The sequence below is a fragment of the Proteus vulgaris genome (genome assembly GCF_033708015.1).
Lineage (GTDB): Bacteria > Pseudomonadota > Gammaproteobacteria > Enterobacterales > Enterobacteriaceae > Proteus.
Genome location: NZ_CP137920.1, coordinates 1,642,760 through 1,663,971 on the forward strand (window position 1 = coordinate 1,642,760; position 21,212 = coordinate 1,663,971).

General features: G+C 40.9%; 27 protein-coding genes and 1 pseudogene. 27 read left to right on the forward strand and 1 reads right to left on the reverse strand.

Annotation, left to right across the window (positions count from 1 at the left end):
• Positions 1–119 precede the first annotated feature (119 nt).
• The 7 genes from SB028_RS07805 to SB028_RS07830 all read left to right on the forward strand — a co-directional run bounded on the left by SB028_RS07805 (position 120) and on the right by SB028_RS07830 (position 3,620).
• Complete coding sequence (locus SB028_RS07805) at positions 120–329, forward strand: hypothetical protein (RefSeq protein ID WP_260663873.1); 210 nt, start codon at positions 120–122, stop codon at positions 327–329.
• 72 nt (positions 330–401) lie between these two features.
• Entirely contained in the window at positions 402–650 is a 249-nt protein-coding gene (locus SB028_RS07810) for a hypothetical protein (RefSeq protein ID WP_260663872.1), read from the forward strand.
• A 784-nt stretch (positions 651–1,434) separates the two neighbouring features.
• Positions 1,435–1,602, forward strand: a complete 168-nt coding sequence (locus SB028_RS20730) for an antiterminator Q family protein (protein WP_413242934.1) — start codon at positions 1,435–1,437, stop codon at positions 1,600–1,602.
• A 671-nt stretch (positions 1,603–2,273) separates the two neighbouring features.
• A complete protein-coding gene (locus SB028_RS07815) occupies positions 2,274–2,543 on the forward strand; it encodes a bacteriophage protein (RefSeq protein WP_036904926.1) in 270 nt (89 codons plus the stop codon).
• On the forward strand, positions 2,543–3,013 hold the full coding sequence (locus SB028_RS07820) for a lysozyme (RefSeq protein ID WP_318860094.1): 471 nt from the start codon (positions 2,543–2,545) through the stop codon (positions 3,011–3,013). The genes SB028_RS07815 and SB028_RS07820 overlap by 1 nt, the downstream gene beginning before the upstream one ends.
• The gene (locus SB028_RS07825; RefSeq protein WP_318860096.1) at positions 2,995–3,153 is read left to right on the forward strand and encodes a hypothetical protein; all 159 of its coding nucleotides are present in this window, start codon (positions 2,995–2,997) and stop codon (positions 3,151–3,153) included. The genes SB028_RS07820 and SB028_RS07825 overlap by 19 nt, the downstream gene beginning before the upstream one ends.
• 2 nt (positions 3,154–3,155) lie before the next feature.
• Entirely contained in the window at positions 3,156–3,620 is a 465-nt protein-coding gene (locus tag SB028_RS07830; protein WP_318860097.1) for a lysis protein, read from the forward strand.
• A gap of 264 nt (positions 3,621–3,884) precedes the next feature.
• Here SB028_RS07830 and SB028_RS07835 read toward each other — a convergent pair whose 3' ends face one another.
• Positions 3,885–4,304 carry a hypothetical protein gene (locus SB028_RS07835; RefSeq protein ID WP_318860098.1) on the reverse strand — a complete coding sequence of 140 codons (420 nt, stop codon included), beginning with the start codon at positions 4,302–4,304 and terminating at the stop codon, positions 3,885–3,887.
• Positions 4,305–4,598: 294 nt separating this feature from the next.
• Between SB028_RS07835 and SB028_RS07840 the strand changes: the two genes are divergently transcribed.
• The 20 genes and pseudogenes from SB028_RS07840 (at position 4,599) to SB028_RS07935 (ending at position 21,212) form a co-directional block, all read left to right on the forward strand.
• On the forward strand, positions 4,599–5,015 hold the full coding sequence (locus SB028_RS07840) for a hypothetical protein (protein ID WP_318860099.1): 417 nt from the start codon (positions 4,599–4,601) through the stop codon (positions 5,013–5,015).
• Between the two features lie 394 nt (positions 5,016–5,409).
• Entirely contained in the window at positions 5,410–5,940 is a 531-nt protein-coding gene (locus tag SB028_RS07845) for a Rha family transcriptional regulator (RefSeq protein WP_194952275.1), read from the forward strand.
• Between the two features lie 64 nt (positions 5,941–6,004).
• Positions 6,005–6,499, forward strand: a complete 495-nt coding sequence (locus tag SB028_RS07850) for a DUF1441 family protein (RefSeq protein WP_099659611.1) — start codon at positions 6,005–6,007, stop codon at positions 6,497–6,499.
• Positions 6,496–8,598: a phage terminase large subunit family protein gene (locus tag SB028_RS07855; protein WP_318860100.1), complete on the forward strand. Its 2,103-nt coding sequence runs from the start codon at positions 6,496–6,498 to the stop codon at positions 8,596–8,598. Before SB028_RS07850 ends, SB028_RS07855 begins: the two co-directional genes overlap by 4 nt.
• Positions 8,595–8,810, forward strand: a complete 216-nt coding sequence (locus tag SB028_RS07860; RefSeq protein ID WP_109399528.1) for a hypothetical protein — start codon at positions 8,595–8,597, stop codon at positions 8,808–8,810. The genes SB028_RS07855 and SB028_RS07860 overlap by 4 nt, the downstream gene beginning before the upstream one ends.
• Complete coding sequence (locus SB028_RS07865) at positions 8,807–10,297, forward strand: phage portal protein (protein WP_318860101.1); 1,491 nt, start codon at positions 8,807–8,809, stop codon at positions 10,295–10,297. The genes SB028_RS07860 and SB028_RS07865 overlap by 4 nt, the downstream gene beginning before the upstream one ends.
• Complete coding sequence (locus SB028_RS07870) at positions 10,263–12,254, forward strand: ClpP-like prohead protease/major capsid protein fusion protein (protein WP_318860102.1); 1,992 nt, start codon at positions 10,263–10,265, stop codon at positions 12,252–12,254. The genes SB028_RS07865 and SB028_RS07870 overlap by 35 nt, the downstream gene beginning before the upstream one ends.
• A gap of 88 nt (positions 12,255–12,342) precedes the next feature.
• Positions 12,343–12,684 (forward strand): DUF2190 family protein, encoded by a 342-nt coding sequence (locus SB028_RS07875; protein ID WP_318860103.1) that lies wholly within the window; start codon positions 12,343–12,345, stop codon positions 12,682–12,684.
• Positions 12,685–12,695: 11 nt separating this feature from the next.
• Complete coding sequence (locus tag SB028_RS07880; protein ID WP_270757093.1) at positions 12,696–12,968, forward strand: ATP-binding protein; 273 nt, start codon at positions 12,696–12,698, stop codon at positions 12,966–12,968.
• A 9-nt stretch (positions 12,969–12,977) separates the two neighbouring features.
• Positions 12,978–13,541, forward strand: a complete 564-nt coding sequence (locus tag SB028_RS07885; RefSeq protein ID WP_161681297.1) for a phage tail protein — start codon at positions 12,978–12,980, stop codon at positions 13,539–13,541.
• On the forward strand, positions 13,541–13,936 hold the full coding sequence (gene gpU / locus SB028_RS07890; RefSeq protein ID WP_318860140.1) for a phage tail terminator protein: 396 nt from the start codon (positions 13,541–13,543) through the stop codon (positions 13,934–13,936). The genes SB028_RS07885 and gpU overlap by 1 nt, the downstream gene beginning before the upstream one ends.
• An 11-nt stretch (positions 13,937–13,947) precedes the next feature.
• Positions 13,948–14,409 (forward strand): annotated as a pseudogene (locus SB028_RS07895) (phage tail tube protein); the annotation flags it as partial.
• Positions 14,410–14,480: 71 nt separating this feature from the next.
• Positions 14,481–14,870: a phage tail assembly chaperone G gene (gene gpG / locus SB028_RS07900; RefSeq protein WP_318860104.1), complete on the forward strand. Its 390-nt coding sequence runs from the start codon at positions 14,481–14,483 to the stop codon at positions 14,868–14,870.
• 65 nt (positions 14,871–14,935) lie between these two features.
• Complete coding sequence (locus SB028_RS07905; protein WP_228766747.1) at positions 14,936–15,211, forward strand: phage tail assembly protein T; 276 nt, start codon at positions 14,936–14,938, stop codon at positions 15,209–15,211.
• Positions 15,180–18,173 carry a phage tail tape measure protein gene (locus SB028_RS07910; RefSeq protein ID WP_318860105.1) on the forward strand — a complete coding sequence of 998 codons (2,994 nt, stop codon included), beginning with the start codon at positions 15,180–15,182 and terminating at the stop codon, positions 18,171–18,173. The genes SB028_RS07905 and SB028_RS07910 overlap by 32 nt, the downstream gene beginning before the upstream one ends.
• The gene (locus tag SB028_RS07915; RefSeq protein WP_318860106.1) at positions 18,174–18,503 is read left to right on the forward strand and encodes a phage tail protein; all 330 of its coding nucleotides are present in this window, start codon (positions 18,174–18,176) and stop codon (positions 18,501–18,503) included.
• A 13-nt stretch (positions 18,504–18,516) separates the two neighbouring features.
• Positions 18,517–19,149, forward strand: a complete 633-nt coding sequence (locus tag SB028_RS07920) for a hypothetical protein (RefSeq protein ID WP_318860107.1) — start codon at positions 18,517–18,519, stop codon at positions 19,147–19,149.
• Between the two features lie 54 nt (positions 19,150–19,203).
• Positions 19,204–19,908: a phage minor tail protein L gene (locus SB028_RS07925; protein WP_318860108.1), complete on the forward strand. Its 705-nt coding sequence runs from the start codon at positions 19,204–19,206 to the stop codon at positions 19,906–19,908.
• A gap of 21 nt (positions 19,909–19,929) precedes the next feature.
• The gene (locus SB028_RS07930) at positions 19,930–20,658 is read left to right on the forward strand and encodes a C40 family peptidase (RefSeq protein WP_318860109.1); all 729 of its coding nucleotides are present in this window, start codon (positions 19,930–19,932) and stop codon (positions 20,656–20,658) included.
• A complete protein-coding gene (locus SB028_RS07935; protein WP_318860110.1) occupies positions 20,562–21,212 on the forward strand; it encodes a tail assembly protein in 651 nt (216 codons plus the stop codon). Before SB028_RS07930 ends, SB028_RS07935 begins: the two co-directional genes overlap by 97 nt.

Below are 21,212 nucleotides of genomic sequence, written 5' to 3' on the forward strand. Positions count from 1 at the left end.
CCTTACAGGTTCAACTATCCAGAATTTCTGGATAGTTCCTTGATATGTGATCTAATGGTAAGAATAACTTAACTATTTAACATATTATCTCTTTGTGTACACAACAGTAGGAGATATTTATGGATCATTATTATGTTCACAAATTCACAGATAATCATGGTGATTATGAGGTGCATAAGGAAGGCTGTAATCATATGCCTGGTGTACTAAATAGAGAGTATTTAGGCATATTTTCTAATTGTACTCAGGCTGTTGCTAAAGCAAAAATTAATGGTTATAGAACTGCTGATGGTTGTTATTGGTGTTGTAGAGAGTGTCATACATCATAAATAAAAAATTTGTGAATTAATTAAAGATCGCCTAGGCGGTCTTTTTTATTATCTAAAATAAGGAACGAAATTATGTACGCACTTAAATTAATTACTGAACGTGAAGGTCGTAAAGTGGAAGAAGTCCACTGCTTAGGGGATATGTACCGTTTGGAGTTTTATCCTGAATCTGAAAATAAAGATATCGTGGCTAGAGTCGAACACACGAAAAAAGACTCTATTCCATCGTTTGATATTAAACGTATAGATCACGCCTACATTACAACAGTAACAGGTGATACGGTTAGAGTTATCTCTAGAGGTAAAGAAGTTTATCAATAAATTGCTTAGTATGGTTTTTTCGTATAAGAGAAGTAGTTATGGATAATAAAAATATCCAAGAAATTAAAGATAGTGATGAAAAAGGCTACCAAGGTAGCCTTTAGTAGGAAGTTTCCTGTTTACGCACTCAATCTCATATTGTTCTCTGCCACAGAATCGTAACCAAGATTGTATGCCTCAAAAGCATCTTTATGGCGTACTGTGCCTGCTTGACTGTCCGAAGTGTATGCTAGAACAGAGTCATTTTTTGCTTTTGGTGCTCCAATGAGAGCGTGATGCCGACCTAATTCATATGCGCATCCAGCACATTTATGTCTTCCAGTCTGTCCTTGATTTTCAGACAGATAAGTAAATGAATAGTCGTATCGGTGAGCGTGTTTACAGATATTTTTGTTCATAGTTTAAAACCCTGTATGAATTTCAGGGCTTTACACTGATCACCGGGTAAACTAGACTGTGAAGGTGATCAAATGTAGCACCCTGCAGTTTTGTCATGCCTTTTTGTAGCTCGATACTACATAGAGGCGCTTCTATATCTAGTGCGTTCTCTTCCACAAGAACACAAGATATTCGGTCATTATAACTGACTGAGTAAAAAAAGATCAATCAAATGATCAACTTATGAGCATTTCAAGAAACCCTGCCATTTGGTGGGGTTTTTTCGTATGTGCAGGAAGTTTTATCACGTTGGGAAGCGTGGTCGGTAGATAATACTGAATAGGTCCAATAATATTCGATTACTGCGGGATTAAAAGGATTAATATCACCATCATCCAGTTCACGTATTACGTGCAGTGATGATGATAGATTATTAATTGATGGTGTTATTAGCCATTTAAAACGAATTAGGAAAGAAGATTGGTTGGAATTAATTGTTACTCATTATATTTATGGAATATCAAAGCGTGGCATTGCTAAATTATGGAATGTAAATGAAGGGCGCATTGGATAGCAAATGCAAGTAGTTGGGGGGATGTTTGACTATGTTAAATCTTTCTCTTGAGATAGATATCGAAGTAATGAAAAAGGAGAAATAAATTCCCCTTTTAAAATTTACTTTTTCTCTATATTTATTGAAAGATGACATTCAGCCTTAAGAAAACCAATAGAAAATCCACAACTAGCATTTACTTTTTGGTTAGCCAAAAGCCTGATTAAATATAGCATGATAGAAAATATGACCATCATATAGTTTGTAAATCCAATGTTCGTCTCTTTACTTAGGCTATAGAAGCGACTAATATTCTCAAAGACAAAGAAAGGCGCTAATAATGAATAAAAGAGACGTTGTATTATTCATTAGCCCTTATGAAAGCCCATCAAGACTGGTACTCTTGGTGGGCTTTGTTTTTATATGATATGACAATATTTAGGCAACACAATAAATTAAATCTTATCTTGAACTGATATAGATCAAGGTATTTTTCATGACTCAAGTCTGCCAAGGGATTACGTACATTGTAAATATAATTATTGATATATGGTTTGCTTTTATTTTCTCTTTTTTATTAAATTTTAACTTAAATATGTTTTCTAAATCTCCAATCTAATATTTTTACTTGTTACTTCTTACACTTAATCCTCTTACATTAATCATCAACGGACACTCCGTAGGGGGTGTATATGCGCATGGAAAAATTAACCAATGCTACCTACGGAACGGCTGGCTTAACTGCCTTTTTTGCAAGTCTTTCACTTTATGAATGGGGATTTGTAATAGGGATGGGATTCAGCATGCTCCTTGGATTAGCGACTTACTTTATGACACAGCGAGAACAACGGAAACGAACAGCGTTATTTGCTGAATTAGTTCATCGAAATTGTTCTAGTGATCCGCAAGACATAGAAAAGATAGTTGGTGAAATGCTGACTAAAGCTAAAAAGGACATTTAATGAATCTAAAACAGAAGGTAGCAGCAGTTGCGAGTGCCGGTGCGGTAAGTATTGCGATAACTATGATTGGTTACTTTGAAGGTGTGCGTTATGAACCTTATCGTGATGTCGCTGGGATCCTGACTGTTTGTTATGGCCATACTGGAAACGACATTATTCCAGGTAAGACATACACACAGCAAGAATGTGACGAGTTACTTCAGAAAGACTTTATTAGAACGCAACAACAAGTTGATGTCCTGGTTAAAGTTCCACTGGATGATAAAACAAAAGCTTCTCTATATTCCTTTGCTTTTAATGTTGGTACCACAGCCTTTGCACGTTCTACATTGCTAAAGAAATTAAACTCAGGTGATCAGTATGGCGCTTGTGAAGAAATGAAACGCTGGGTTTATGCAGGCGGAAAGGTTTGGCGAGGGTTAGTCAGTCGTAGAGATGCGGAGTCAGCACTATGTCATGGAAACCTTTAATTATCGTTATTAGCTTTATCCTCGTATTACTCATCACGGTCGCTGGTGGCGTTTATCTCTCAATTGATAATTCATGTGTTAACGACAAAGCCAGTTTAGAAAAACGCTGTCAGATAGCTCTCTCACATCATCGGTACTAATTATGAAGCATTGGAAACTTTACATTGTTATTGTGATAGTAGGGATTATTGCTGGTGGTTGTGTGCTGATTAATGCACAAGCGAAAAGAATTAACACACTGACAGAAAACCACAAAAAACTTACCGCCATGCTCGAAGAGCAAAAGATTATCAATGCAGACTATCAAGCACGCATAGAGCGACTAAATCAACTTGATACAAGGCACACTCAGGAGCTTGTTAATGCAAAGAATGAAATTAGTCGTTTGCGTGATATCAGTGAGCGTCATCCTGAGCGGGTGTACATCAAAGCCAACTGTTCAAAATCCGAAGGCGTTACCACCACCTCCGGCATGGATGATGCAACCACCGCCAAACCTACTGACTCCGCTATCCGAAATTATTGGTTACTCAGAGAGCGAATTGCAGAATCAGAGCAGATGATTAAAGGGTTGCAGGATTATATTAGAGAGGAGTGTGTTCAATGAATGAAAATAAAGTATTAGGCTAAATATATCTATAGGACTCTCGTGATACATCTCTAATAGAATTATCATTATCGTCAGATATGAAGTTTTTCAGTGTAGTAAGTGCCGGATAAGAAATATTAATCGCATATTTAGCCGCATCTTCATCTACGGAAGCTCCATGGGCTGCCTGATTACCTAAAATTATAAGCTCTGTTAGTATAGATACAAGGTTAGATGGTATCTCATTACTTCTTGCAAGAAGTTCAATTTTGCGTCTTAATGCTAATCCATTCCTTCCCTTTGGGGAAAATATTCAAATGGAATTCTATCTATAAGTTGCTCTATCTCAATTCTAATTGCAACCAACGTAAGAGCGGGTTTTATTTTAACTATATCCTCGAAGTATGAATATTCTTGAGGTTTTTCTTGGGGAGTAGGAGATTGTTGTTCTTCAGTTGTTGTTCCTAGTGCTTTTTGAATCTCAGTTAGTGTGATTTTTAATCCACCCAAACTTCCAATCTCTATTGTATTTATATATGGGCGAATTATCGGAAGTAACCAGCTCATTAACCAAGGAAGAAAAGCTATAATTATTAGAATGATAGTTATCAAATCAATATTAAGATCTTTTATAAAAATATGAAGTATCGCTAATAGGGAAAAAATTGCTGTTAGCGTTGTTGGTATTACTTTATTTTCCATAAAATATTTCCATTCCAAAATAAATAGATAATTAATCATATATTACTAAATATTAGAATACTAAAATACTAGTATTTTTATATTTTTGTATGGAGAGGAAATGATAAATATTGCTTTATTCTGAATATAATATCTATTTTTGACATTGATATTGATATTGATGTGGTTTTACATAAAACACTAGAATAATATTTCATATATATCAATTAATTGTTGAGGGTTATTAAAAAAACACGAGAGAGTATAATCTTGTATATAATTTAGTTATTTGATAATAACGTAGCCGAGGTTTATATGAGTGGTGGTGATTGGCTCTCAGGTATATCAATCTTTGCATCGGTAGTAAGCGCTATTGGTACGGCAATTACTGCGTATATTGCGTACAGGGCATTAAATGCATGGGTGCCAGAAAGAGAAGTTAGATATAGAGACGCTTTTATTACATCTATTCTTCATTATAAAGCATGTGTTAAGAGTTTACCTCAGTATATAGATGAAAAAAATCATTCAGAACTGTTAGATGAGTTATTACAGGCAAAATTAGAGTGTGATAAAAACTGGTGTTTTGTTGATTACAGAAAGAATAAGTCATTATTCAATTGCTATACTCGTATTAATTCACATCATGTGATGGTTATGGGATTTCAAATTGAACAGAATGAATTGTTAGATTGCTGTTATGAAATGATTAGTTTATTACTAGATGAATAACAAATAAGCCATATCTATATATTAAATAAACAAGAAAAAAACAATTAATTAATTCAAAAGGTACTCCCAGCGGGGTACCCTCTCCACGGGGCGACGCGCACGCGGGAAACGGCTCATTTTTCAATTTTTATCGGCCGTCACCACCAGTATAATTATTTGATAAATATATATTAAAAAAATAACAGTGATGAATTTGCTTGTTTTTTGTTCATCACTATCTCAAAACTTTAACTCTCATTTTTATTGTTTTACATCTCATTTCACTGCGCATTCACCGCGCAAAATAACCCATAGAACCTTACAGAAAGTCGAACCTGAGAAATCCCGTTAATGGTGTTTCTATGGGGCGGTTATTTCTGGTGAACAGGTTCGCTTTTCTATAAGGATTTACACCATGAGTAATGTAGTCGTTATTCCTGAATTTAATTTTCAAAAAATGGTTATGGCATCTGACGGTAAAGTGTTCACAACGAGTAAAAAGATTGCTGAGTATTTTGGTAAGCGCCATAAGAATGTGTTGAAGAAAATAAAGCAAACAATCAGTGATTGCCCTAGTGAATTTGCTGGGCTCAATTTTGAGCCCACTGATTACATTGATAAAAATGGTGATATTCAGCCAATGTATAAGTTATCCAAAGACGGATATATGCTATTGGTAATGAGTTTTACGGGTAAATCAGCAATGCTTATTAAAATAAAATTTATCCAAGCATTTAATTGGATGGTAGATCAAATCAATCGCTGGAAAGGTTTAGGTGAAGAGGCTCAGCATCGGCACGCATTAAAATCTGCTAAGTCGGAGTTAAAAGGTCGCCTTGGTAGCCAGTTAATGAATAAACGTAAGAAAGAAAAGAAAGCATTGCAATTGGAATATGAGCAAATACTTTCACTCACACAACCCAAATTATTATTTGTAGATGAATAGGCCCTAGTGGCCTTTTTTATTATTGAATTCGTTATGATCAGGAGTGGAATAAAACAAATGAAATATGGACAAAGAACTCAAACACCTAAAACTCAATATCAGCCAGATAGCTGCACTTTCTGGTGTCCATCGGCAAACTGCTTCCGCTCGTCTTAATCATTTAGAGCCTGTTGCAGGCAATAGCTCAAATCTAAAACTCTACGCACTCACTGATATTTTATCTGAAATGATGAAGGCGCCAGCCCCTGTCGATAATCAGGAAATGTTACCTCAAGATCGGAAAGCGTGGTATCAGTCTGAGCGGGAGCGTTTGAAGTTTGAACAAGAAGTGGGGGAGTTATTGCCTGCCTCAGACGTTGCACGAGAATATTCAGCACTGGCTAAAGCGATGGTACAAGTGTTGGAAACGTTACCTGACATATTAGAACGTGATTGTGCATTAACACCGACAGCCGTATCTCGTGTTCAAGGTATTATTGATGATCTTCGCGACCAGATAGCACATCAAGTCTTAAGTGATCAATCGGATGGTGAAGAGAGCGATGAGGATGAGTTATGACAGCAACAGTGTCAGCAACCACATTAAGAAAAAATGTGGCACAACTCATTAAAGCACCGAGGCGAATGCCGGTTGCGGATGCTGTGGCAAAATATATGCGCGTGCCTGTGGGAGCGGGTAACTCTGTTCCTTGGGACCCAGCAGTATCCCCTTACATTGTTGAACCTATGAATTGTTTATCGTCACGGCTCTATGATGCAGTGATATTTGTGGGACCTGCGAGAACAGGAAAGACGGTCGGGTTAATTGATGGGTGGGTGATTTATAATATTGTGTGCGACCCTTCTGATGTGTTGCTGGTGCAAATGACGCAAGATAAAGCACAAGAGCACAGTAAAAAACGGCTTTCTCGCACCTTTCGTTGTAGTCCTGAAGTCAGTAAGCAACTCAGCCCTCGTCGTAACGATAATAACGTGTTTGATAAATACTTTTTATCGGGCAGTTTTTTAAAAATGGGGTGGCCATCGATTAATGTGATGTCCTCATCTGACTTTAAATGTGTGGCACTCACCGATTATGACCGTTTTCCAGAAGACATCGACGGTGAAGGAGATGGCTTTTCTTTAGCCTCAAAACGGACAACCACTTTTATGTCAGCGGGTATGACGCTGGTGGAAAGTTCTCCGGGGCGTGATATCACCGATACTAAATGGAGTCGCTTATCGCCTCATGAAGCTCCGCCCACAACGGGCATTCTATCGCTCTATAATCGGGGTGATCGCCGTCGCTGGTACTGGCAATGTCCTCACTGCCATGAATATTTTCAGCCTATTTATGATGCAGTAAAAGGGTATCGTGATAATCCTGATCCCGTAGAAGCGAGCGAATCGGCGTATGTGGAATGTCAGCACTGTTTAGGTCGTATCGAGCCCCATCAAAAACGGGATCTCAATAATAAAGGGGTGTGGTTGATTGAAGGGCAGTCCATTGATAAGCAAGGGAAGATCTCAGGCTCAGGGCGTCGTTCTCGTATTGCCTCTTTTTGGATGGAAGGGCCTGCTGCGGCTTATCAAACGTTGTCTCAGTTAGTTTATAAATTACTGACTGCAGAACAAGAATACGAATTAACCGGCAGTGAAGAAACCTTAAAAGCGGTCACGAATACAGACTGGGGTTTACCTTATTTACCGCGCACAGCACAAGAGCAACGTCGGAGCGATGAATTAATCAATCGTGTTGAAGACTTAGGCGAATTGATTGTTCCTGATGGCGTACGATTTTTGGTTGCCACAGTTGACGTACAGGGCGGTAAAAAACGACGCTTTGTGGTTCAGGTGGTCGGTTACGGTGAAAAAGGCGAACGCTGGGTGATTGACCGCTTTGAAATCACCCAATCCCTACGTTATGACAACAACGGTGAATGCCGTCGAATTGATCCGGGCTCTTATCCTGAGGATTGGCAAGTATTAATCACGGATGTATTAGAGAAAACCTATCCATTGCAACATTATCCTCACCATGAAATGGAAATCATGATGTTGGGCGTGGACTCTGGTGGTGAAGATGGCGTTACTGATAATGCTTATAAATTTTGGCGTCGCTGTCGAAAAGAGGGATTACACCGTAAAGTGTATCTCTTTAAGGGCGACGGGCATAAACGCAGTAAGTTAATTACTAAATCATTCCCTGATAACACTAGTCGTTCTGAAAGGCGCGCCCAAGCCAAAGGGGATGTGCCTCTTTATTTACTGCAAACAGACCAACTTAAAGATCGGATCAGTTCTGCGTTATCGCGCGATACCGTCGGGCCTAATTATATTCATTTCCCTGATTGGCTGGATGAATCGTTCTATGACGAGTTGACGTATGAAGAGCGTGATGAAAAAGGGCATTGGGAAAAACCGGGTCGAGGCGCTAATGAGGCATTTGACTTGATGGTTTACGCTCATACCTTGGTGATATTAAAAGGGTACGAGAATATTAATTGGGAAAAACCGCCTAAATGGGCGAGATTGCCTGATGTAATGCTTTCCTCATCCCCGCCAATTGCCGATATCGCCACAGAGCCTGAAATAAAACCCTCACCCGAAATCCAAAAACAGGAAACGCCTGCCGTATCAGCATGGGCACCGGTATCAAACAGCGGAGGCTGGATATGACGAAAGAAGAAATTGAACACATGATTGAGCAATACCGTTTAGCGGAAGAGGCGGTATTAAAAGGCAAATCCATCACCTTTAATGGACAAGCCATGACAATGGAAAATCTCAACGAGATCATAAAAGGTCGTGAGCGTTGGGAAACCCGTTTATCGGCGTTGATATCACGAAAACGAGGTAATCCGATGTATAAATTAGCGAGGTTTAGATGACATTATTAGACAGCGCCATTGGTTATTTCGCCCCAAACTGGCAAGCCTCACGCCTCCGCTCTCGATTACAAATTAAAGCTTATGAAGCCGTTTTACCCACTCGCACACATCCCGCTAAACGTGAAAATCGTAATGGTAACCAACTGACTCAATTTGGTGGCACATCATTACGGGAGCAAGCGCGATGGTTAGATAACAATCATGATATCTCTATCGGCATTCTCGACAAGATGGAAGAACGCATTGTCGGGGCAAAGGGCATTATTGTTGAGCCTCAGCCCTTAGATGGCGCAGGGCAAATCCATGAAGATTTAGCGTCGCAAATTCGTCAAGCTTGGGCGGAATGGTCCGTGTTACCCGAAGTGACAGGGCAATTTAGTCGCCCTGTATTAGAACGTTTATTGGTGAGAACGTGGCTACGTGATGGTGAAGTCTTTGCTCAGCTCGTCAAAGGTAAAGCCAAGGGGTTAGATCCTCAAGCCAATATCTATTTTTGGCTCGAAGCCTTAGAGCCTGACTTTGTGCCTATTCACATGAATATGCCAGAAAGTAAGATTATCCAAGGCATTAAGTTCAATGAGTGGGGGCGAGCCACAGGGTATCAGGTATATAAAAACCTCCCCCAATTCAGTGCCAATTTGGGGGATATCAAAACCATCGATGCTGAAAATATGTTGCACCTGAAGTTCACTCGTCGGCTTCATCAAGCGCGGGGTGTCAGTTTGTTTTCGGGGATCTTAATGCGCTTAAGTGCGTTAAAAGATTACGAAGATGCGGAATTGACCTCCGCACGTATTGCAGCTTCATTGGGGATGTACATCAAAAAAGGGGATGCCGGCTCTTTCCCTGAAGGTGAATACGACGAAGATGAGCAACGTAATATTGATATTCAGCCGGGCATGATTTACGACGGTTTAAAGCCGGGTGAAGAAGTGGGCATGATCAAATCAGACCGCCCCAACCCTAATCTACAAACCTTTCGCAATGGGCAATTACGTGCGGTTTCTGCGGGCAGTCGGGGCAGTTATTCCAGTATCGCCCGTGACTATAACGGCACATATAGCGCTCAACGACAAGAGCTGGTGGAGTCATTTGAAGGCTATAACATTTTTCAAGACACCTTTGTGGCGGGCATTAGCCGTCCGATGTATCGCAATTGGTTAAAAATGGCGATAGCCAGTGGTGTGGTCGCCGTGCCACCTGATGTTGACCCTAAATCCCTGTTTAATGCGGTTTACAGTGGACCTGTGATGCCGTGGATTGATCCGAAAAAAGAGTCTGAGGCATGGAAAACCTTATTACGCGGTGGTGCGTCAACAGAAAGTGACTGGATACGCGCCAAAGGGGGCAACCCTGCGGATGTGAAACGTCGTCGTAAAACCGAAATTGACGAAAATAAACGATTAGGACTGGTATTTGATACTGATCCTGCTAATGACAAAGGGGCACAAGATGCTAAACAACAAGAACCTGATAACGATGCCTAAAATGTCGGGGCCAGTAACTCAAAAAAACTGGTTTCGCATGCAAGCTAAAGAAGACCAAACTGCAGATATCTATATTTATGATGAAATTGGTGGGTGGGGAATTAGCGCAAGACGCTTTACGGAAGATTTAATTTCGCTGGGTAATCTCAGCCATATCAATCTGCATATTCACTCGCCGGGTGGTGAGGTGTTTGATGGTATCGCCATTTATAACCAACTTAAAAACCATTCGGCAACAATCACGGTTTATATCGATGGTTTGGCCGCCTCAATGGCGTCGGTCATTGCGATGGTCGGTGACACGGTCATTATGCCGAAAAATGCCATGATGATGATCCACAAACCGTGGGGCGTTTCATGGGGGGATGCGAATGATATGCGCGAATATGCTGACTTGCTCGACAAGTTAGAAAACGTATTAATCCCTGCTTATGTGGCGAAAACAGGGAAAACAACCGAAGAAATTACCGCCATGTTAGAGCAGGAAACATGGCTTGATGGTGACGAGTGTGTTGAACATGGTTTCGCCGATAAAGTGATTGAGCCAGTGAAAGCAATGGCAAGTCTTACATCTAAACGAATTGAGGAATTTTCATCTATGCCAAGTGCAATTAAAAATCAAATTACCCCTAAAAACACCACGAGTCCTACACAACCTAATCCAACTCCAGTGCCAGCACCAGAGCCACAGCCTAGCGCCACCTATACGGATGAGCAAACGCGCTTAAATGGCATTAAAGATTTATTTGCCATGTTCGGTGGTCGTCACAATGATTTGATGATCACCTGTTTAGCAGATGCGAGCTGTTCTGTTGAGAAAGCGCGGGAACAATTACTCAATACCGTTGCACAACAACAAAATCCTGAGCCATCCAATAAAGGTAATGCGCATATTTACGCAGGAAACGGCAATATTGTGGGTGACAGTGTGCGTGCCTCTGTGATGGCGCGTGCGGGTTATCAAGATTATGAAAAAGATAACGCCTTTAATAGCATGACACTGCGTGAGTTAGCACGCGCATCACTGACGGAGCGTGGTATCGGTGTGGCTACGTATAATCCGATGCAAATGATTGGTATGGCTTTTACGCACAGCACCTCTGATTTCGGTAATATCCTGCTGGATGTCGCGAATAAAGCGATTTTGCTTGGTTGGGAAGAAAATGACGAAACCTTTGAAAAATGGACGAAAAAAGGACAACTCAGTGACTTTAAAACCGCACACCGTGTGGGATTAGGGGCATTCCCTTCCTTACGTGAAATACGTGAAGGTGCTGAGTATAAGTATGTTACGCTCGATGATAAAGGCGAAACCATCGCGCTGGCGACCTACGGTGAGTTATTCAGTATTACCCGTCAAGCCATCATCAATGATGATATGAACATGCTGACAGATGTGCCAATGAAGTTCGGTCGTGCAGCGAAAGCCACTGTCGGTGATTTGGTGTATGCGGTGCTTATTGACAATGAAAAAATGAGCGATAAAAAAGCACTATTTAGTGCCGATCATAAAAACATGATCACCGGCGGGATGGATGTAGAAACCATCAGTGCAGGTCGTACTGCGATGCGTCAACAAAAAGAAGGTGAACGCTCATTAAATATTCGTCCCGCGTTTATGTTGGTACCGACCACACTGGAAACACAAGCTATCCAAGTGGTTAAATCAGGCAGTGTGAAAGGCGCGGATGTTAATGCCAATATTATTAACCCAGTGCGTGATTTAGCGGAAATTATTGCCGAACCTCGTTTAGATGATGCAAGCGAAAAAGATTGGTATATGGCCTCACGTCAAGGTAGCGACACCATTGAGGTGGCGTACTTAAACGGAATCGATGTGCCGTATATTGACCAACTTGAAGGTTTTACCTCAGACGGTGTTACCACAAAAGTGCGTATTGATGCGGGTGTAGCGCCAGTTGATTATCGCGGTCTGCTGAAAGTGACGGGTAAGTAAGACGTCTTTTTTCTTCGTTTTATCCTGATGCCCTGATGGGCTTTTTTTATATCTAAAATCCGGTGCTTCGGCATCGGAAGGAGTTTTTATGGCTAAAAATTATGTACAACAGGGTGGCACAATTGCCGTGATTAACAGCACAAAAGAGATCATTAAAAGTGGTCAACTGGTACACGTTGGCACTATTGCTTGTGTTGCGATCACGGATATTCAACCTAGTGAGAAAGGTGATGGTTTCTCAGAAGGTGTTTTCTTACTGAACAAGAAGGCGGGAATTGCCTTAAAAGCCGGCACTACGGCATCCGTTAAAGACAATATCGTGGTGGATACAGGTGGCACACCTGCTGGTGTGGTTTGGGATGATGCGGATGCATCGAGTGAAAATGTTACGGTTAAACTCAATGTGTTCGCACCAGCGGGTACGCCATAAGGTAGGAAACGATGAATCCATTTGAACGGTTGGTAAAAAGAATGGATAACGTGACCGAAGAACGGATGGGGATCCCCATCCGTATTAATGGTGTTTTTTATCAAGCACTCGAATCTCACTTTATCCCTGAATTGGGTCCGATGAGTGGTGATGGGGTGAGTTATGTTATTTTTTCGTCAACCTATCAACCTGACCGTAAGGATACTGTTGAAATTGATGGGAAAACTTACCAAATTACTCGATATCAAAAGTTTAATGGTAAACCACATATTTGGATTAAATAGGTGGGTGATATGAAAGGATTAGAGCAAGCCATTAAAAACCTGAATAGCATTAATGATGAAATGGTACCGAAAGCAACGGCAATGGCGATCAACCGTGTTGCTCGCCGTGTCATTAGCCATAGTGTTAAACGGGTTTCAGCTGAAACCAAAGTGCCTCAACGCCTGATCCGTCAACGTGTTCGACTTAGTCGAGCGAGCAGTCGCTATAAAACGCCTCGTGCTAGATTAGTGATAAACCGAGGTAATTTACCCGCCATTGCTTTGGGTAGTGCTCGCGTTCAACTATCAAGAAAACGAGGTAATCAGAAAGGAGCAGGGAGTGTGTTGAAAGTGGGCAAGTTTTCTTTTCCTAATGCCTTTATTCAACAGCTTGATAATGGGCGCTGGCATATTCTTCAGCGCGTTGGGAAAAGTCGTTATCCCATCGAAGTAGTTAAAATACCCCTCGTCACACCGTTAACAACGGCTTACACCGAAGAGTCAGAGAAGCTTATTGAATCTGATATGCCTAAAGAAATGGCATCGGCATTAAAGCAACAATTACGGCTTTATATAAAAGGGAGGGTTTGGTGATCAAACACACACAGATCCGACACGCAATTAAAGAGGCGATTGAGCCTCATGCCAATGGGGCGACAGTATTTGATGGTCGCCCTTTTTTTGTGGATGAAAACGACTTCCCAGCCATTGCTGTGTATATCACCGATGCTGTTTCAACAGGTGAAAACCTCGATGAAGACAGCTGGCAAGCGATTGTTCACATAGAAGTTTTTCTCAGTGCGAATAGTCCTGATGCTGAATTAGATAAATGGGTTGAGGCTGTGATTTATCCCGCACTGACCTCCATTCCCGCACTGTCCGATCTTATCGAAAATATGACCCCTAACGGCTACGACTACCATCGCGATGAAGAAATGGGGTTGTGGGGTTCAGTCGATCTCAATTATCAAATTAATTATTCAATGTAAAAGGAATCATTATGCCTACACCAAACCCATTGGCACCCGTAAAAGGTGCTGGTACTACGCTTTGGATTTATAGCGGTACCGAAGACCCATTAAAAGATCCGTTTACTGATACGGATTGGACGCGACTGGCAAAAATTAAAGAGTTACAGCCGGGTGAAATTACCGCAGATAGTTATGACGATACCTATCTTGACGATGAAGATGCAGATTGGAAAGCGACTGCTCAGGGGGAAAAATCAGCAGGTGAAGCCAATATTACGCTGGCATGGAAGCCGGGTGAGCAAGGACAAAAAGATCTGGTTGATTGGTTCCAACTGGGTGATGTTCGTCACTATCGCATTCGTTATCCGAATGGGGCGGTTGATATTTATCGTGGCTGGGTTAGTTCGCTTGGAAAAACAGTGCCCGCAAAAGAAGTAATCACCCGCACGATTAAGATCACTAATAGTGGTCGTCCAGCTCTTGCTGAAGAAATTAAATCAGCGTCAGAGCAAGGAAAAAGTGCGCCCGTTATTAAAAAAGACAATGAATAAAAGGTAACAGTATGTTTTTAAAGAAAAAAGAGTTTACTTATGGTGGTAATTCTGTTGCGTTATATGAATTATCAGCACTGCAACGCATTGAATACTTTGATTTTTTAGTCGAGCAAGCAGAAAAAAACGACGATATTGAAAAAGTGGAAGGCGTTAAAAAAACCGCCCTGATTATTCGTGCAAACACAGAATCGAATGCCTGGTTAGTGTCTCGTTCATTAGAGCACGGTGGTTCGGATGATGTTGAGCAAATTTACAATGATGTTCTTTCTACATGGAATCCGGAAGCACTTGGTCTTGCAGCTAAAGAAGTGCTGGTGATTAGCGGGATGGCACAAGTTGAAAGCGCGGAAAATGAAAATATTCACAGTGATGCACAGGAAGAGTCACTGGAAAAGTAGTCGCCCGTGAACATCAATTTATCCTGCGCCTGTCGCATGAATTTAAACGTGCTGATTGGCGCAGGATGCTCAGCGAAATGACAGCGACTGAACTCGCTGATTGGTTACACTTCTTTAATGAAACTCCCTTCACCCTCCAACTCATTGATCATGCTTTTTCTGGACTTAACTTCACTGTCGCCAGTGTTTTTGGTGGCAGTGATAATTTATCGCCAGAGGATTTTAGCGTGTTGTTACGAAAACCCGCTGTTGATATGGACGATGAAACCATGATGGCGGTCAGTGAAGGGATAGCGGGCGGAGTACGATATGAGCCAACAAATAGCCGATCTCACGATTAACTTAGGCGCTGAGACAGCAGATTTCAGCCAGCAAATGGGGCGTGTTGAACGTCAACTGCAAGAAACCGCAGAAAAAGCCGAAGCCAGTCAACGACGCATGGCTCAACTGGTTGAACAGCAAGCGCAATCTGCTCGCAGTTCTGCAGAGAGTACTGCGCAATCTCTTCAAGAACTTAACAATCAACAAGAAATTTCTCAGCAACAACGAGCGGATTATTATCAGCGGATCGCACAGGAAGAAGCGCGTGCAGCTATTGAATCACGCAAACAAGCCGATGCTTTTTTAGAGCAAGCTCAAAGTGTTGGGCAAACGAGAAATGCACTCGAACAACTCACTGAGGTTTTAAATAAATCAACAAAGGCTTATGACAAGCTCAAAATTACAGGTGAGCAGTTTGCCGAAATTCAGAATGTCACTAAATCAAGAATAAGGGCAATACAAGATCAGCAAGACGCGAATACTGAGAGATATTATAAACAAATTGAAGCCGTTAAAGGCCTATCCGGCAGTGAATCGGCGTTAAGAGCGATTCAGGCTCAGTTAAACCAAGAAGTGAAAAAAGGCACTATCCATCAGCGCGATTATCAGGTGCTTATTTCTGCTATTACTTCAGAGTCAATGAAGTTACGCCGAGAAGAAGAGTCTCTAACACAACAAAAAACACGGTTTATTCAGCGACTAAAAGAACAGGTTGCCACTCAAAATTTAAGTCGTGAACAGATGTTGCGTTATCAAGCTTCTCAACTTGGCGTCAGTTCTTCAGCCGAGATCTATATTCGTCGATTATCTGAATCGAACAAAGAAACTAAAGAGTTTGATAAAAACAGTAAGTCATTATCTGGTCGTCTTCAAGGTATTGCCAACTCCTTTCATATGGGCTCATTGGTTCGTGGTGGTATTTGGGGAGGAATTACTGCTGGTTTAACGGGCGTTGCAAAATTAGCTTATGATGCAGAAAGAGAGTTTTCCCAATTTAACAAGCAGTTGATATTAACGGGTAACTACGCAAATAAATCCGCGAGCCAATTAAATGAAATGGCACGGACACTGGCTGGTGGCGGTATTACGCGTGGTGAAATGGCATCATCCATTTCGAGTGTTGTTGGTACAGGCGTATTTTCAAATAATGAGATTTCCCGTGTTTCAAAAGCGGCCGCACAGATGAATTACATCACAGGGCAGGCGATTGATACCACGATTGATCAGTTTAAACGCTTGCAAGATGAACCGCTTCAAATGTCGCTTGAATTAGAAAAAGCGAATCACCACCTCACGGCATCCCAATTAGAGCAAATCAGAACGCTCGAATTACAAGGTAATAAAACTGAAGCAGCACGATTGGCAATCGATGCTTATGCGCAATCTATCAATGATGGTGCTAATGATATTGTTGAAAATCTTGGATACTTAGAGTCGGCATGGGTAGGCATTAAGAACGCAGCAAAAGAAGGCTGGGATGCCATGCTTGATATAGGTAGAGAAAAAACACTAGCAGAGCAAATTAGGGAGCAGGAAAACTTATTAAGGAATTTAAATAATGTTGGGATTGCACCTCAATATAGAATAAATGAGATACAGGAAAAGATTTCATCTTTAAATGAGCAAAAATTTCAACAAGACCTTAGAAGTGCTCAGGATCAAGCTGAAAAAGTAGCCAATCAATTAGAGGTTAATAAATTCAGGACAAGAGATGAGTGGAGTAGTTTCTTAAGTTACGAAACGAAACGAAAGAATAAAATTGCACAATTCGATGCAGTAAAATATGCATTTACCGAGGATGAGCAAAAAGAAATAATCGAAAGAATTAATTTTGTACTTAGAGATCGCCAAATGCCCGGCACGGGTAAAGGTAAGGGATATGTAGTACCTGCTGGCGATCGTGAAGAGGAAAAAGCCTCTCGTGATTTATTGGCATTACAGGCTCAATTGGAAGTTCTTAAGAAGCATCAGGGTGCTAATGATGTTATTAGCCAACAACGCAAAGATTTTCAAAAAGAGCAGGCGCAATTTGCAATTTTAGAACAAGCACAATTAACGCGTCGATTAACTAACGCGGAAAAATCTTTATTATCAGATAAAGAAAACATTCTTGCTCAAAAGGAAAAACTTGCATTAGTGGGTGATGAAGTTGCTTTGCAAGATCGTTTAAATAAGATGCAAGATCAGGCTGATAAATACATTGCTCAACAATCGGAAAAACGTAAAGCGATTGAAGAAAGTATGGGTAAATCAGCAAGAGAGCAACAACGGTACTTAGAACGCGCTCAATTGCTTGCTGGACAAAAAGACAGTCCGCATCTGAATAATATGTTAGCCGAGCAACAAAAAACCTATGAAGTTGAAGATCAGAAGCGGGCTGATTGGTTAGCGGGTGCCCAAACCGCGTGGGGCAACTATAAAGACACCGCTCTTGATGTTAACTCTCAAGTGCAAAACGCAACATCAATGGCGCTTAATGGGTTTAGTAGTCAGTTAACCAACGTATTATTTGAAGGTGAAGCTAATTTCAAAGACTTTACAAAATCCATTCTTAAAATGCTAACGGATATTTTAATTAAAATGTCATTAGTTAAAGGAATAGAGGCGATGGGCTTTGGTTTTGGTGCACCAGTAGCGAATGCAGATGGTGGAGTTTACAACTCAGCTAGTTTAAGTGCTTACAGTGGACAGATCGTTCATAAGCCTACTATGTTTGCGTTTGCAAAAGGTGCTGGTTTGATGGGAGAGGCAGGCCCAGAAGGTATTTTCCCTTTGCGTCGTGGTGCTGATGGAAAACTAGGTGTTATCGCTAAAATGCCCAATCAAGGATCAGGAGTTACTCAGCATTATCATATTAATATTCAAAATGACGGTAGCAATGGTCAGATAGGGCCTGAAGCATTGAAAAAAGTTTATGAGATCAGTAAGCGAGGTGCTCAGGACTATATTATGAGCCAACGTCGGGATGGTGGAGCTATGTAGATGGAAACATTTAAGTGGAAAGTTAAACCTGATATGAAAAAGGAGTTTGAGCCTCGAGTAAAATCAGTGAAATTTGGCGATGGCTATGAACAGCGTCGCCCTGATGGTATTAATAATAATCTAAAAAAATACAATGTAACGCTGATCTATATAAATAGTGAAAGTTTGCAGATTGAATCATTTTTAGAAAAACATGCTGGTGTTACCGCATTTTTATGGAAGCCACCTCATCAATCAGATCTAGTTAAGGTACTATGTCGAAAATGGTCGTATTCAGTTGGGATGATTAGAACTGAAATAATGGCTGAATTTGAACAGGTTTTATTGTAATGAGGATATTAGTGTGAAAAGAATAATCTCAATAATTTTTATATTTTTTAGTATTAATGTGCAAGCGATTGAGAAAAAAATATCAGCTCCGTTTGGATTAAGTTGGGGTATGACGTATGAAGAAGTATTAAATAAAGCTGGAAATATAAAATTAATTGGGAGCAAAGAAAATAGAATAAAAGAATATTTAATTAACAGTGATTCTAAATTAATAGATGGTCTTGAGCGATATGATGTTGGTATCGATGATAAATATGGATTGGTTAATGTCGGAACATTAATTTCTATAAGTGATTACGAGAATGCTGATAATGTTGTGGAAAAATATAATATATTAAAACAGGCATTGTCTTCTAAATATGGTGAGCAGTATTCTGAAGAGTATTTATGGAAAAATAGAACAAAAAGAAAATTAACTTTACCTGAATGCTTAAGTAATGAATTTTGTGGTAAATATATTTCTATATTTCAAGGTGATGATTCAAGTAGAGTTATATTAATGATGGGGGCATCGCCTAGTAAAGAAGATGTAATCATATCGTTATTTTATAAATCTAGTTTTATTGAAAAAATAAAACAAGAAGAAAAAGATCAGCAAGAAAAAGTTATAAAAGAAAAAGCAAAAGGTCTAGCTGATTCTTTATAATATTTTTGTTTAGAATATCAACCACCTTCGGGTGGTTTTTTATTTGGAGCTAATATGCAACATATTCCTCCTGAAATGCGAATTAGTGTTACCGAACTCTCCTCAACTGATGCTTTGCTTGAGCTTTACGAATTTGATTTAACTAAAATAGGCGGTATTCGGTACCGCTTTTTTGATGGACTCAATCAACGTAAAGAGCCGTTAATCTGGCAAGGAAATACCTATGAACCTTACCCTGTGAAAGGTGAGGGATTTACCTTTAATGGCAAAGGCCCATCAGGGCGACCCACTATTACATTGTCGAATTTATTCGGGCTGATTACAGGGATTGCCAGTCAGCTAGATAGTGCAATTGGTGGGCTGGTGGTGCGTCGCATTGTCAGCACCCAATTTTTAGATGCGGTAAATTTTCCTCATGGCAATCCTAATGCCGACCCATCACAAGAGATTGTGACACGTTGGATCATTGAGCAGATGACCAGTTTAAATTCAGTAACCGCTACCTTTATGTTGGCGACCCCCAGCGAAACTGACGGATTAATGCTTCCTGGTCGTGTGATTTTGTCAGATATCTGCCCTTGGGGATATCGTTCAGAAGAATGCGGATACAAAGGGCCTCCTGTTGCCGATGAATGGGGAAATCCAACCACCGATCCATTAAAAGACAAATGCGGTAAACGCCTTAGTGATTGTAAATTAAGGAAAAACGAATCACGTATAGGCGCGTTTGTCTCAACTTCCCGTATAGGTAATAGTTAATTCCCTCCTAAGGTGTTTCTTATGATTGAACAAGCAATTTTGGCGCAGGCAAAAGAGCAAGCGCCCTTAGAGGCGTGTGGATTATTGATAAGTACCGCGCAGGGTGAACAGTATTTACCTTGCGTTAATCAGCACGCTGATCCGAAAAACCATTTCACAATTTCTTTTGATGATTTTATTCGAGCCGAACAGCAGGGCGAGGTGATCGCGGTTGTACATAGTCACCCTGACGGACAACAGTATCTCAGTACATTAGACCGCCAATTGCAGGTGAACAGCGCATTGCCGTGGTGGGTGGTCTGTGATGAAAAAATTCACTGTTATCAGCCAGTGCCTCATCTATTAGGTCGCCAATTTATTCATGGCTCAACAGATTGTTATGGGTTGTTTCGTGATGCTTACCATTTAGCTGGGCATGAATTGCCTGATTTTGAGCGACATGATAATTGGTGGCGACAAGGTAAAGAGTTGTACCTCGACAATATGGCGAACAGTGGTTTTCGGCAGGTCAAAAAAGAGGCGCAACCCGGCGATATTATTTTGTGTTGTTATGCCAGCTCTCGCGCTAACCACGCAGGGATCTATTTAGGCAATCAAACGATTTTGCATCACATTCCAAACCAACTGAGTAAACGCGAGGAGTATAACGAACGATGGCAACGAATGACGCACTCAATTTGGCGTTACCGCGATTGGCAACCTTCCGATTTTACGGGAATTTGCAACGATTTGGACGTCGCTTTGATTTAAATGTGAATACCGCCTCTGAAGGGCTTCACGCGCTTTTTATTCAAATCCCCGCATTACGCCTCGCCATTCGTGAGGGTTGGTATCAAGTCCGTATTGCGGGTACCGATATTTCCCCGCAAGAAGTTCACCAAAAATTCAATGAAACCTTACCTGATAACGCGGTCGTCCATATTGTTCCTAAATTATCAGGGGCTAAAAACGTCGGCGTTTTTCAGTTTGTTGCGGGTGCTGCTTTATTTTCATTGGGATGGTGGGGACCTGCGTGGATCTCCGCAACAGTGGCGACTTCTTTGATGGCAGGTGGTGCGGCCATGATGATTGGTGGTGTCGCTCAAATGCTGATCCCCGCACCTAAACCCCCTAATTTATCTCGTGGTGATGAAGAAAAAGGCAATACCTATTTTAGTAATCTTGATAACGCAGTTGCACAAGGGATGCCGGTGCCCATTGCGTATGGCGAAATTATGTGTGGTTCACGCGTCATTTCACAATCTGTTGAAATTATGGATGACAGTGACGGCGAAGATATCGATGCCGGCAAACACGGCGGTTAA

Coding starts and splice junctions, on each gene's coding strand:
- SB028_RS07805 (WP_260663873.1), top strand. CDS start 120: ATGGATCATTATTATGTTCACAAATTCACAGATAATCATGGTGATTAT.
- SB028_RS07810 (WP_260663872.1), top strand. CDS start 402: ATGTACGCACTTAAATTAATTACTGAACGTGAAGGTCGTAAAGTGGAA.
- SB028_RS07815 (WP_036904926.1), top strand. CDS start 2,274: ATGCGCATGGAAAAATTAACCAATGCTACCTACGGAACGGCTGGCTTA.
- SB028_RS07820 (WP_318860094.1), top strand. CDS start 2,543: ATGAATCTAAAACAGAAGGTAGCAGCAGTTGCGAGTGCCGGTGCGGTA.
- SB028_RS07825 (WP_318860096.1), top strand. CDS start 2,995: ATGTCATGGAAACCTTTAATTATCGTTATTAGCTTTATCCTCGTATTA.
- SB028_RS07830 (WP_318860097.1), top strand. CDS start 3,156: ATGAAGCATTGGAAACTTTACATTGTTATTGTGATAGTAGGGATTATT.
- SB028_RS07835 (WP_318860098.1), bottom strand. CDS start 4,304: ATGGAAAATAAAGTAATACCAACAACGCTAACAGCAATTTTTTCCCTA.
- SB028_RS07840 (WP_318860099.1), top strand. CDS start 4,599: ATGAGTGGTGGTGATTGGCTCTCAGGTATATCAATCTTTGCATCGGTA.
- SB028_RS07845 (WP_194952275.1), top strand. CDS start 5,410: ATGAGTAATGTAGTCGTTATTCCTGAATTTAATTTTCAAAAAATGGTT.
- SB028_RS07850 (WP_099659611.1), top strand. CDS start 6,005: ATGGACAAAGAACTCAAACACCTAAAACTCAATATCAGCCAGATAGCT.
- SB028_RS07855 (WP_318860100.1), top strand. CDS start 6,496: ATGACAGCAACAGTGTCAGCAACCACATTAAGAAAAAATGTGGCACAA.
- SB028_RS07860 (WP_109399528.1), top strand. CDS start 8,595: ATGACGAAAGAAGAAATTGAACACATGATTGAGCAATACCGTTTAGCG.
- SB028_RS07865 (WP_318860101.1), top strand. CDS start 8,807: ATGACATTATTAGACAGCGCCATTGGTTATTTCGCCCCAAACTGGCAA.
- SB028_RS07870 (WP_318860102.1), top strand. CDS start 10,263: ATGCTAAACAACAAGAACCTGATAACGATGCCTAAAATGTCGGGGCCA.
- SB028_RS07875 (WP_318860103.1), top strand. CDS start 12,343: ATGGCTAAAAATTATGTACAACAGGGTGGCACAATTGCCGTGATTAAC.
- SB028_RS07880 (WP_270757093.1), top strand. CDS start 12,696: ATGAATCCATTTGAACGGTTGGTAAAAAGAATGGATAACGTGACCGAA.
- SB028_RS07885 (WP_161681297.1), top strand. CDS start 12,978: ATGAAAGGATTAGAGCAAGCCATTAAAAACCTGAATAGCATTAATGAT.
- gpG (WP_318860104.1), top strand. CDS start 14,481: ATGTTTTTAAAGAAAAAAGAGTTTACTTATGGTGGTAATTCTGTTGCG.
- SB028_RS07905 (WP_228766747.1), top strand. CDS start 14,936: ATGCTCAGCGAAATGACAGCGACTGAACTCGCTGATTGGTTACACTTC.
- SB028_RS07910 (WP_318860105.1), top strand. CDS start 15,180: ATGAGCCAACAAATAGCCGATCTCACGATTAACTTAGGCGCTGAGACA.
- SB028_RS07915 (WP_318860106.1), top strand. CDS start 18,174: ATGGAAACATTTAAGTGGAAAGTTAAACCTGATATGAAAAAGGAGTTT.
- SB028_RS07925 (WP_318860108.1), top strand. CDS start 19,204: ATGCAACATATTCCTCCTGAAATGCGAATTAGTGTTACCGAACTCTCC.
- SB028_RS07930 (WP_318860109.1), top strand. CDS start 19,930: ATGATTGAACAAGCAATTTTGGCGCAGGCAAAAGAGCAAGCGCCCTTA.
- SB028_RS07935 (WP_318860110.1), top strand. CDS start 20,562: ATGGCAACGAATGACGCACTCAATTTGGCGTTACCGCGATTGGCAACC.